This is a genomic window from Bradyrhizobium sp. U531 (assembly GCF_051710265.1).
Taxonomy (GTDB): Bacteria; Pseudomonadota; Alphaproteobacteria; order Rhizobiales; family Xanthobacteraceae; genus Bradyrhizobium.
Genome location: NZ_JASVEN010000001.1, coordinates 75643 through 87226, shown reverse-complemented (window position 1 = coordinate 87226; position 11584 = coordinate 75643). Strand labels below are relative to the sequence as shown.

The following is an 11584-nucleotide window of genomic DNA, read 5'->3' as shown; positions in this document are numbered from 1 at the left end:
AGGCGCGCCGTCACGCCGGCCGATGAGTTGTCAGGATCAGACCACTCGTATACAAAAATCTTATAATCACCAAACGCGCACGTGTAGCCTCCCGAGGCCGACTCCCACCTGAGCTTCTTATTTTCGGTCGCTTGTCGTAACCTTGGAATTAGCTCATTTATCGACCGCATCTCTATTGCCCCGCGTTAGTGACGAACCGATTTTCCCAATCTACTAGACAATCACTTAAGCCACTAATAGCTCGGTCCAACGTTCGCGTCTTAAAGGTAGAATCAGAACGAGAGGCCTTTGCCAATTGGACTTCGATCGCCGAAATGTTTCGGCGAGCCACAGAGAGATTGAGAGGTGGACTGGCAGCTTTCTCAAAAAAACTGATGGTGTGAAGAACGTCTCGTTTCAAAATTCCAACAACGGTGATCGCCGCAGTGTAATCTTTGGACAAGACAAAGCCCTTCGCTAGCTCAAGCTGTGAATACGCATGAGCGACATTCACCGAACCCAACCGGTATTGAAATTGAGTGACAGCGCGAGCGGCCTCTTTTGCTGCTACCGCGGCCTTCCAAGATTGGCGATAGGTAAGCGGTATGCCGATGACGGCAAGAGCTGTTCCGAACCACTGCAGCACGCCCGTGACTGCTTGGCTCACGGCCCAATCAAAGGCCAATTGTGCTGCATTTAGTATGGTCTCTGTCAAATGGTGCACAGCCCAAAAATCAATCGGCCAAAATCGCACCTAAGATATATCCCAAGAAACTGTGCCCGCTACTTTAAATTGACTTTTCCCCCTTGAGCCGGTGCCGCGCCGACCAGATCAGGATTGCACCGGCGGCAGCCATCGTCGCCATGACGTAATAGACGCCGTCGCCGATGCGGGCATAGATCGCGCCTGAGGCGATCGAGGTCGCCGCGCCGAGCAGCCCGTTGCAGGCGGCGTAATAGCCCTGCCCGCGCGCGATCTGATGCGAGGGCACGCGCTGCACCAGCAGGTTCATGGTGCCGAGGATGGTCATGCCGAAGCTGAAGCCGTGGCCGAGCTGGGCGATCGCGAGCAGCGCCAGCTGAGGCTCGCTGGCGGTGACGATCCAGCGCAGCACGGCGCTCACGCCCCCGATCGCCATCAGCGTGGAGGGATGCAGCGAGAAGCGCGGCGACAGCGCGAACACCACGATCTCGGCCAGCACGCCCAGCGTCCACAAGCCGGCGATGGTCAGCCCCGTGAGGCCGTGGAGCTGCCAGTTGATGGCCGAGAAGGTATAGAACGCGATGTGGCTGCTCTGGATCAACGCGGCCGATGCGATCACCGCCCAGAAGCCGGCATCGCGCAGCAGCGCCTTGCCGGCCTGTGTCCCCGTCGTCCTTCGCCCGTGGTCGTCGAGCGGCCGCAGGAACAGGCTGGCGAGAACCGCAACGACGGCCCATGCCACGATGACCCAGATCAACTCGCGCGGTGCGATGATGTCGACGAGATAGCCGCAGGCCAGCGATCCCGCCGCGAACGCCGCCGAGCCCCACAGCCGCAAGGGACCGTAGTCGAGCCCGTAACGGGCAACGCCGCGCAGCGCATAGGCGTCGGTCAGCGGCATCGTCGGCGTCCACATCATGCAGGTCAGCGCGTAGATCAGGAACAGCGCCAGCGGCTGCTGCTGCAGGCCCAGGGCCGAAAATCCGATCGCCGTCGCCAGCACCGACACCATGATGCCGCCGCGAATGGCATGTCGCTTTTCGGCAAAGGCCGCGACCTGCGGCAGCGTGGTGAAGCGCGTGATCGCCGGCAGCGCGTTGATGAGGCCGATCCAGGCGGCGTCGATGCCGATCGACTTCAGCCACACCGGGAAGAACGGCATGTGCGTGCCCAGAACCGCGAAGAAGGCCGAATAGAACAGGGCCAGGTTCACGGCGAATCGCCGCTTCTTCGAGGCCGTGATGGGGATTTGTGATTCGGACTGCATCAAACCAATTGCGATTCGGTCGATATCGTGGTGATCGTTACAATACCGCGCAGTGATTTGCGCGACGAGATCGCAATGGCCAACGAAGCATTCGCCCTTTCGCCCATGTCTGCCCGCGCGGCCGAGCCGAACGAGCAGGATTACGACGCGATCCGCGAAGCCTTCATGGAGACCGCGCGCGGCCGCTGGTTCCTCGGCGAATACGCCAAGCGCAACCGCAATGCCGACACGCGCATGGTGCTCGACGCGGTCGCGAAGATCGAAGAAACCCTTGCGGCGCAGCGACAACCTGTCGTCGAGGACCGCCTGCCCGAAGCGTTGGTCGAGATTCGCCGCGCGATCCGCGAGGCCGAGACCATCGCGCTTGCAGCGTTCGACCCCGCGACGATCGAGGCAAGCCTCGCGCCGATTCCGCGCGGGGTGCGCATCATCAAGGAGATCTCCTGGCGCTGGCGCGAGATCGGCGCCGACGGGCGAATCTGCGACCTCATTGATTCGCAGCTGTCTTCGATCGAGGCCGCCTGCGGACAGGCCTCGACCATCGACCCCCGCGTCGATCTCAGGATCGCCTTCGATCTGCTCAAGGATCGGGTCGAGCAGACCGACGGCGGCGCAACGCCGCAGGCGGCGCCTCCCGCGCCGGCTCCCGTGCAGGAAGCGGCCGCACCCGTCCCGGAAGTTCCGCCGGTCGAGACCGCGGCTGCGGCAATGGCCAGAGAAGCAGCCGCGAGCGCCGAAGCACCCGTGGCTTTTACGGAGACGCCGCAGGATCTCGCAGCGGCTGGCGAGCCCGAAGCCGCCATGGAAACGGGCGCCGCGGCCGATGCGTTCGCTGCTGCCGAGCAGGCATTGAACGATGCGGCCGCAGCGGAGATCGCGGCCGAAAGCCAGAGCGCGGTCGAAAGCCAGATCGTCGTCGAGAGCGAAGTCGCGGTCCAGGACATCGCGCGCGAGCAGATCGCGCCCGATACTCTCGTGACCGAGGCTCTCATGACCGAGGCTCTCGCGACTGAGGCTGCCGCGACCGAAGATGCTGCGCTTGAGAGCGTCTCCTTCGAGGAGCCCGCTGATGCCGTCGTCGCGGAAGCCGCCGACGCATTCGCGCTCGATGCTGCTGCGCAGGCTGAGGACGACGCCGTGCTCGAGGCCATCGCGCTCGAGATGGCCGCGCCCGATCCGGAGTTCGACGAGATCATGGCGGCGGCCGAGATGGACGCGGCCGTTCCGGAGCCGATGATCGCGGAGGCCGCAGCGCCGCTCGCGGCCGAGTTGCCCGAGCCGATCGCGCCTCAGCCGGTCTCAGCTCCCGTGGCCGAAGAGCCCGCCGCAGACGCGCCGATCGCAATGGACTCGCTCGCGCGCCTCACCGACGCCATCGCGGAGGCCGCCGCCGAAGTGATGGAGCAGCCGGCTCCGGCCATGGTCGCGACGGCAAACTTCGCCGCAGCACCAACCGCGACGCTGCCGCCGATGCCCTCGCCACTGGCCTCATCCATGACCGAGACCTCGCTCGGCGCCACCATCCTCGCCAGCGGCATTCTGCAAAAGCCCCGCACACCGGCCAACGATCCCCTCGCCCCGATCCGCCGCATGACCCAGGCCGAGAAGATCGCGTTCTTCTCGTAAGGGAGACGCGTCCTTACTCTCGTGTCCCGGACAAGCGAAGCGCAGAGCCGGGACTCAGAAGCACCAACCTCCCCAGCACCATGGCCCCCGATTGAGGCGCATGCTCCCGCGACATCGTCATTGCGAGCGCAGCGAAGCAATCCAGAGTCTTTCCGCGGAGGGATTCTGGATTGCTTCGCTGCGCTCGCAATGACGTGCTGAGACAGCGAGCGCCTTTACTTGATCACCCGCAATTCCACACCGCACCGATCGGCGTGCGGGTCCAGCACGGGCCAAAGCTGCCGCCGTTGTAGCGGCCGCCGTTGAAGCCGGGGCGGCCGAAATAGTGCCACTCGCCGTCCCAGCGGTAATATTGCGGAACCGGATCGATGTACCAATGGCGGCGGTCGGCGCGCGACATTCGGCGCATCGCGTCCTTCTGCTTGTAGAGCGGAATGCTGTTGCTCAGCGGCTGGCGATAGCCGGGCAGGAAGCCGTAGCCTTGAAAGGCCTGCTTGGGGCGCTTTTGCGTTGACGCAGCGGGCGCAACGGTCGGCAGCAGCGACAGGACGACGGCAACAAATAGACACATAAGGCGAGACATGGAGCAAACATAGACAGTCAGTTCCCGCCGCGCCATTCAAATTCGAGTGCGGGACGTTTCGCCGCTTCTGCCGGGCGGCCGCGCTCGATAAGCTCGCAACGCGCGGCGTCAGCGCGGCGCGAACCGCTTGCATGTTCCGGAGTGACCGAATGCCTGAAAGCCCGCACGTCGGCGCTTTTGCGATCGTTCCCAGCAACGATCTTCCCGCCGCGATTCCCTTCTGGGAACGTCTCGGCTTTGCGCGCACAGGCGGCGATGCCGGTTACGTCATCATGAGAGGTTGGGGTTGCGAGGTTCATCTCACCCAAGCCGGCGATGGCCCATGGCGCGTGCCGGAGCACAATCCCTTCGGCATCTTCATTCGCACGCCCGAGGTCGAGGCCATCGCCGCGCGCGTGGATGATCTCATCATTCGACCCGGCGGCGTGCTGCGTCACCGCGAATGGGGCATGTATGAAGTCGGTATCAATGGCCCCGACGGCCTCCTCGTCCGGATCGGCTGGCCCTCGGAGCTGATGCGAGCCTCTATCGTTTGAGCATGATCTTTTTGGAAAACCGCTGCACACTTTTCCGGACCGTGCTCTAGCTGATCACGCCCTTCCTGATCAGGAAGCAGCCATAGCCCCTGCTGTCGCCGACCTGCACGACGCCGAATCCGGCGGCCGCCGCGCGATAGAAATCCGATCGCGACAGCTTGCCCGGCACCATGGCACTGCCATTGGCGCGCGCGATCTCGGCCAGCACCGCGCGCTGCACGTCCGGCACGCGGTCGGGATCGTCGACCGGGGCCATCACGCGCACCGGATCGGGATCGAAATCGTCGAGCGGATAGACCGACATGATGGCGCGGACGACCGCCTCCATCGTCAAGCCCGGCAGCTGGATCAGGCGCTGCGACGAGGTCGAGCGGGCGATGTGCGTGGCCGGATGGTTGGCGTCGACGACCACGAGATCGTCGCCGTGGCCCATGGACGCCAGCAGCCAGAGCAGATCGGGCGTCAGGATCGGATCAATCGATTTCAGCATGTGAGGACGGTTCCCGTTAGCGATCGTTCACCATAGCAGGTTCCAAGCGTGATTCAGATCACGGAGGGCGCGATGGTGACAACGATCACGGTCCTCAAGCTCGAACGCGGTCAGGCTTCCCCGCAACCAATCTCGCATCGAGATCAGTGCCAAAGGAGCACGCCATGTTCCGCCTAAAGCCTTTGCTGATGACAGCCGGCCTCGTGGGAAGCCTGTTCGGCTTCGCCTGCGGCCCCGTTTGCGCGCAAGTCGCCCCCGTCGAGCCCGCGCCCGCGCTGCAGGGCCCCGAGCAGCGGGTGGCGCTGGTGATCGGCAATTCGAACTACCAGAACGCCCCGCAGCTCGCCAATCCCGACAACGACGCGCAGTCGATGGCGCAGTTCCTGAACTCCGCCGGCTTCGAGGTGGTTGCCGCGACCGACCTCGGCCAGAACGACATGCTGCGCGTGGTGCAGGACTTCTCCGCAAAGGTCTCCGCGCGCGGTCCGAACACGGTGGCGATGGTCTATTACGCCGGCCACGGCGTGCAACTCGCCGGTGAGAACTATCTCGTGCCGGTCGACGCGAAGGTCTCCAACCCGACCGAGCTCATCAGCAATTCGGTGCGCCTCGTCGACGTCATGTCGACGCTGGAGACGATCCCGAGCCGCATGCGCATCGTGATCCTCGATGCCTGCCGTAACAATCCGTTCCCGACCGTCAACGATGCCGGCCGCGGCCTTGCCATCGTCGATGCGCCGAACGGCTCGATCGTCGGTTACTCGACCGCGCCGGGCGCCGAAGCGCTCGACGGCACGGGCGGCCACAGCCCCTACACGCAAGCCTTCCTGAACGTCGCGCGCGAACCCAACGTGCCGATCGAGCAGCTGTTCAAGCGCATCCGCCTGCAGGTGAACCAGTCTACCAGCGGCGCGCAGATCCCGTGGGAGAGCTCCTCGCTCACCTCGGACTTCACCTTCTTCGGTGACACCGTGGTTGCCGCGAGCCGCGCGCCGGTGAATGCTCCTGTCGTGCAGATGGCCGCCAACCTGCCGAGCCGCTCGACGCGCCAGGCCTATGACTACGTCGTGTCCGAGGGCCGCCCGGAATACTATCAGGAGTTCATCCAGATGTATCCGCACGACCCGCTGTGCGACCACGTCCGCTGGCTGCTCAACAACATCTTGCTCTCGCAGGCCTGGCACAAGGCGGTGCTCGTGAACTCGCCCTTCGGCTACAAGACCTTCTATGACAGCTACGGCAACAGCCCCTATGCGCAAATGGCGCTGAAGCTGCAGATGCAGCCGAAGCAGATCCCCCTGATGCAGGCGACCAAGTTCCTGGCTCCGCAGAACATTGCTCCGACCTTCAAGATCGGCAATCTCGGCCAGCCCAAATACATGCCGCAGATGCAGCAGGGCAATGGCGGCGGTCAGATCAACGGCAATCTGCCGGTCGTGCAGAAGCCGGTCGATGGCAATGTGATCGGCAAGCTCGGCAATGGCGGCCAGATCGTCAACCTGCCGGCCGGCAACAACAACCAGCCGGGCCAGCAGAACGGCACGCCGTCGCCGACCCCGGGCAAGATCGTCACCCTGCCCGCACCGACCAACACCACCACCAACAATGGCGGCATCGGCAAGATCGTGACCCTGCCGGCGACCAACAACAAGCCGGATGGCGGCAACGTCAACGGCAACATCAACGGCAAGCCGGGCAAGATCGTCAGCATGCCGGTGAATGTCGGCAAGGGCGGCACGACCGTCGAGACCAAGCCGGTGAATGTTCAGACGCAGAACAACCCGATCCGTGTCAACAACGGCGTGAAGATCAGCAACAACCCGGTGAACAAGGTGCAGGTGCAGAACAACAACCGCCAGCAGTTCAACGCGACCAACCGCACGGTCAACAACGGCGGCAACAATTTCCGCCAGTCGATGAACCAGTCCCCGAACATGGGCGGCGGCAACAACCACCGCGGCTTCATGCGCTGATAGGAAGAGGAAGGCGCGCTCCCTCCCCCGCTAGCGGGGGAGGGTTGGGGAGAGGGTTTCTCCGCAACGGGACACTCCCGATCAGGAAAGAACCCCCACCCGGCGCTACGCGCCGACCTCCCCGCAAGCAGGAGAGGTTGCACCGAGTAAGCGGAGAGTTCGTCCGAATATTCACAACAAGAAGGGGCAGAGCGGAAACGCTCTGCCCCTTTCGCCATGTCAGTTCTTGTCATTCCGGGATGCGCCGCCAGGTGCAGGCCCGGAATCCATCGTGCGGCAGAGACGGTGGAGAAATTGATTCCGGATTCTCGCTTCGCGAGCCCCGGAATGACGGCTAGGCCACCAGCTCGGCGAACAGGTCCGCATCCACATTGCCGCCCGACAGCACGATGACGACGTTCTTTCCGGCGACATCGAGTCGGCCTGCCAGCAGCGCGGCGAGCCCCACCGCGCCGCCCGGCTCGACCACGAGCTTCAGCTCGCGATAGGCGAACGCCACGGCCGCCCCGACTTCCTTGTCCGACGCCGTGACCCCGCGCGCGAGCAGCTTGCTGTTGATCGCAAAGGTCATCTCGCCGGGTATCAGCGCCATCAGCGCATCGCAGATGGTGCGGCCCGCGGGCCCATGCGGCTCGCGATGGCCTGCGGTGAGCGAAATGCCGTGATCGTCGAACGACTCAGGTTCGGCCACGACGATCTCGGCGCGCGGATAGCGCGCCTTCACGGCCGTCGCGACGCCCGCGATCAGGCCGCCGCCGGACGCCGGCGCCACCACGATGTCGGGGCTGAGGCCGAGCGTTGCCATGTCCTCGGCGATCTCGCGGCCGGCGGTGCCCTGGCCTGCGATCACGAAGGGATCGTCGTAGGGCCGCACCAGCGTCGCGCCGCGCTTCTCGGCGATGCCGCGCGAGATCGCCTCGCGGTCGTCCTTGTCGCGATCATAGAGCACGACCTCGGCGCCGTAGGATTTGGTGCGCTCGCGCTTGGACAGCGGCGCATCCGCGGGCATCACGATGGTCGCCTGCATGTCGAGGATCTTTGCAGCCGCCGCCACGCCCTGGGCGTGGTTGCCGGACGAGAACGCGACGACGCCACCGGCGCGCTTGTCCTGCGGGATCGAGAACACCTTGTTGAAGGCGCCGCGGAACTTGAACGAGCCGGTGCGCTGGAGCATCTCCGGCTTCAGGAACACCTTCGCGCCGACGCGCTCGTTGAGCACTGGAAAGGACAACAGCGGGGTGCGGATGGCGTAGGGCGCGATCACGCGCGCTGCGGCGTCGATATCGGCAGGGCCGATCGGGAGGAGCTGTTCGGTCATGGCCGAATGTATCGCGGCCGATGAGGCCCGGGCAAGACACCTCCGCGAGAGGTTTTTGTCCTCTTCAGGCCACGAAGCGAGGCTGTTCCGCGCCGTTTCGGCCCGGCAGCACCGCGCCGACCGCCCTGATGCTGTCCACGAAGGCCCGGGCCGAGGCTTCCCAGGTGTAGTTCGAGGCGAACGCGACGCAGTCCTGCCGGGAGACGTCGAGCGCCGCGAAGCAGGCGTTGCGCAGGTCGGGATCGAGCGCACCGACCGGAGCGTCCCCGATCACGTCGCGAGGGCCCTTCACCGGGAAGGCCGCAACCGGCAGGCCGCTGGCGAGCGCCTCCAGCAGCACGAGGCCGAACGTGTCGGTCTTGCTCGGGAATACGAAGACGTCGGCGGCCGCATAGATGTCCGCCAGTTCCTCGCCGTGCTTTTCCCCCAGGAAGATCGCATCGGGATAGGCCTCTTCCAGCGCGGCGCGTGCCGGGCCGTCGCCCACGACGACCTTGGTGCCGGGCAGGTCGAGATCGAGGAAGGCTTCGAGATTCTTCTCCACGGCGACGCGGCCGACGGAGAGGAACACCGGTGCCGGCAGGCAGAGGTCGACGGCGCGGGGGTGAAACAGTCCGGTGTCGACGCCGCGCGGCCATAGCACCACGTTGTCAAAGCCGCGCTCGGTCAGCTCGCGCGCGAGCGCCGGCGTTGCCGCCATCACGGCGCTGCTGGGGGCATGGAAGCGGCGCAGCGCCCGCCAGATCAGCGAGCCCGGCACCGGGACGCGGGCGCGGACATATTCGGGAAAGCGGGTGTGGAAGCTGGTCGTGAAGGGCAGCTTGCGCTGGCGGCAATAGCGGCGGACCATCAGGCCGATCGGCCCTTCGGTCGCGATGTGGATGCTGTCGGGACAAGCTTCCGCGATCAGCTTCGCGATGCGCGCCGGGCGCGGCATGGCGAGCCGCACGTCGCGATAGCTCGGCATCGCGAAGGTGCGGAAGGATTGCGGGGTCAGGAAGGTGAACTCGACGCCGGCACCTTCGATGTGAAGCCCCTTGGCGGCGTCGGCAAGCTTGGTCAGCGTCCGAACCACACCGTTGACTTGCGGGTGCCAGGCGTCGGTCGCGACCAGGATGCGCATCAGGCGGCCTCTGTCTATGCAGCTCTGGCTGCAACCTCGGGGACGGCTGCAGGCTTCTGCAGATGATCCGCCCAGGTGATGATCTCGAAATGGCCGTCGTCGTGCTCGACGAGCGCCGTGCAGCTCTCGACCCAGTCGCCGCAATTCATGTAGCGAATGCCGCCTTCGTCGCGGATCACGGCGTAGTGGATGTGGCCGCAGATCACGCCGTCGGCATCATGACGCCGAGCCTCGGCGGCGAGCGCTTGCTCGAACGCGCCGATGTAATTGACGGCGTTCTTGACCTTCTGCTTGGCCCATTGCGAAAGCGACCAATAGGGCACCTTGAACAGGCGGCGGAAGAAGTTGACGAAGCGATTCATCTGGATCGCGAAGTCGTAGGCCTTGTCGCCGAGATGGGCGAGCCAGCGCGCGTTCTGCACCACGAGGTCGAAGATGTCGCCGTGGATGACGAGATAGCGCTTGCCGTCCGCGCCGGTGTGGACGGTGTTCTCGACCACGTCGATGCCGCCGAAATGCGTGCCGTAATAGTTGCGCAGGAACTCGTCGTGATTGCCGGGAATGTAGATGACCTTGGCGCCCTTGCGCGCCTTGCGCAAAAGCTTCTGCACGAGGTCGTTGTGCGATTGCGGCCAGTGCCAGCTCGATTTCAGCGCCCAGCCGTCGACGATGTCGCCAACGAGGTAGATCGTGTCGGCGTCGTGGTAGCGCAGGAAGTCGAGCAGAAGATCGGCTTGAGAACCGCGGGCTCCGAGATGAACGTCGGAGATGAACAACGTGCGAAAGCGCCGCTCCGGGCTCTCGTCACTCACATCGTAACTTCCCATGCGCCAGCCTGTAACAATGTCCCGTGACAGGGGGATGACCGATTGAACCTTCGAGGCGCCCTCGATTACGAATCAAGCTTCGCCTCGCCCTCCCCGCGAATATCAGTCGCATGCGACAATCAGGCGACATGGCGCCGCAGTGGGTCAGAGATCAGATTGCCGTTAGAAGCCACACAGTCAGTGCGCTCCCTCCCCCGCTTGCGGGGGAGGGTTGGGGAGAGGGTGTTCCGCAGTGGGATCCCCCAAGAGGAGAGAACCCTCACCCGCGCCTTCGGCGCGACCTCTCCCCCAAGCGGGAGAGGTTGGGTAACCCGTCTCAGTAGAACCTGTGGAAATGATGGATCGGGCCGTGGCCGTGGCCGACGCTGAAGCGGTCGGCGGCGCCGATCGCCGCGCTGATCCAGGCCTTGGCGTTGCGCACGGCTTTTTCCAGGTCCTCGCCCCTGGCGAGGCCCGCGGCGACCGCCGAGGACAGCGAGCAGCCGGTGCCATGGGTGTTGCGGGTCGCCACACGGGCCGCGGTCAGCGCAAGCGCGTCGCCGGCATCGACGAGATAATCGGTGCTCTCGGGCCCCTCGCCGTGCCCGCCCTTGATCAGGACAGCGCGGCAGCCCAGCGCCAGCAGGCGCCGTCCCTGGCTTTCGATCTCGGCCTCGCTTCGCGCGACCGGCTCCTCGAGCAGAGCGGCGGCCTCCGGCAGGTTGGGCGTGATCACCGACGCCAGCGGCATCAGCCTGGTGCGCAGGGCCTCGACAGCCTCGGAGGCCAGCAGGCGGTCGCCGGAGGTCGCCACCATCACGGGATCGAGCACGACATGCTTCGGCTTCCAGCGCAGCAGCGCGGCTGCGATGGCATCGATGCTCTCGACCTGGGCCACCATGCCGATTTTCACGGCGCCAACATCGAGATCGGAGAACACCGCATCGATCTGGGCGGTGACGAACTCCGCCGGAACGGCGTGAATGCCGGTGACGCCGCGCGTGTTCTGTGCGGTCAGGGCGGTGATGGCGGACGCGCCATAGACGCCGAGCGCGGCAAAGGTCTTCAGATCGGCCTGGATGCCGGCGCCGCCGCTCGAGTCGGACCCGGCAATGGTGAGTGCGACCGGGGTCGTCATCGACGGGCACATGGGTTGGATGGGAACGCCATGGCCCGTCCT

General features: G+C 65.0%; 11 protein-coding genes. 3 read left to right on the top strand and 8 right to left on the bottom strand.

Annotated elements, in window-relative coordinates; genetic code table 11:
• Positions 1-172: 172 nt before the first annotated feature.
• Positions 173-733, bottom strand: a complete 561-nt coding sequence (locus tag QRQ56_RS00395) for a hypothetical protein (protein ID WP_438736731.1) — start codon at positions 731-733, stop codon at positions 173-175.
• Positions 734-767: 34 nt separating this feature from the next.
• Positions 768-1949, bottom strand: coding sequence for an MFS transporter (locus tag QRQ56_RS00390; protein ID WP_438736729.1), 1182 nt, complete (start codon positions 1947-1949; stop codon positions 768-770).
• A gap of 75 nt (positions 1950-2024) precedes the next feature.
• Here QRQ56_RS00390 and QRQ56_RS00385 point away from each other — a divergent pair, with 75 nt between their 5' ends.
• Positions 2025-3575, top strand: coding sequence for a hypothetical protein (locus QRQ56_RS00385; protein ID WP_438736727.1), 1551 nt, complete (start codon positions 2025-2027; stop codon positions 3573-3575).
• Positions 3576-3798: 223 nt separating this feature from the next.
• On the opposite strand, the gene QRQ56_RS00380 is transcribed toward QRQ56_RS00385, so the two are convergent.
• Positions 3799-4158: a hypothetical protein gene (locus QRQ56_RS00380; RefSeq protein ID WP_438736726.1), complete on the bottom strand. Its 360-nt coding sequence runs from the start codon at positions 4156-4158 to the stop codon at positions 3799-3801.
• A gap of 149 nt (positions 4159-4307) precedes the next feature.
• On the opposite strand from QRQ56_RS00380, the gene QRQ56_RS00375 reads away from it, so the two are divergent.
• On the top strand, positions 4308-4694 hold the full coding sequence (locus QRQ56_RS00375) for a VOC family protein (RefSeq protein ID WP_438736724.1): 387 nt from the start codon (positions 4308-4310) through the stop codon (positions 4692-4694).
• A gap of 46 nt (positions 4695-4740) precedes the next feature.
• On the opposite strand, the gene QRQ56_RS00370 is transcribed toward QRQ56_RS00375, so the two are convergent.
• On the bottom strand, positions 4741-5184 hold the full coding sequence (locus QRQ56_RS00370; protein WP_438736722.1) for an RbsD/FucU family protein: 444 nt from the start codon (positions 5182-5184) through the stop codon (positions 4741-4743).
• 164 nt (positions 5185-5348) lie between these two features.
• Between QRQ56_RS00370 and QRQ56_RS00365 the strand changes: the two genes are divergently transcribed.
• Positions 5349-7157, top strand: a complete 1809-nt coding sequence (locus tag QRQ56_RS00365) for a caspase family protein (RefSeq protein WP_438736720.1) — start codon at positions 5349-5351, stop codon at positions 7155-7157.
• Positions 7158-7491: 334 nt separating this feature from the next.
• On the opposite strand, the gene QRQ56_RS00360 is transcribed toward QRQ56_RS00365, so the two are convergent.
• The 4 genes from QRQ56_RS00360 to thiD form a co-directional block, all read right to left on the bottom strand.
• The gene (locus QRQ56_RS00360; protein ID WP_438736718.1) at positions 7492-8475 is read right to left on the bottom strand and encodes a threonine/serine dehydratase; all 984 of its coding nucleotides are present in this window, start codon (positions 8473-8475) and stop codon (positions 7492-7494) included.
• Positions 8476-8539: 64 nt separating this feature from the next.
• Entirely contained in the window at positions 8540-9598 is a 1059-nt protein-coding gene (locus tag QRQ56_RS00355) for a glycosyltransferase family 4 protein (protein WP_438736716.1), read from the bottom strand.
• 14 nt (positions 9599-9612) lie between these two features.
• The gene (locus QRQ56_RS00350; protein WP_438736714.1) at positions 9613-10425 is read right to left on the bottom strand and encodes a UDP-2,3-diacylglucosamine diphosphatase; all 813 of its coding nucleotides are present in this window, start codon (positions 10423-10425) and stop codon (positions 9613-9615) included.
• Positions 10426-10741: 316 nt separating this feature from the next.
• Positions 10742-11542 carry a bifunctional hydroxymethylpyrimidine kinase/phosphomethylpyrimidine kinase gene (thiD, locus tag QRQ56_RS00345; protein WP_438736712.1) on the bottom strand — a complete coding sequence of 267 codons (801 nt, stop codon included), beginning with the start codon at positions 11540-11542 and terminating at the stop codon, positions 10742-10744.
• Positions 11543-11584: the final 42 nt, after the last annotated feature.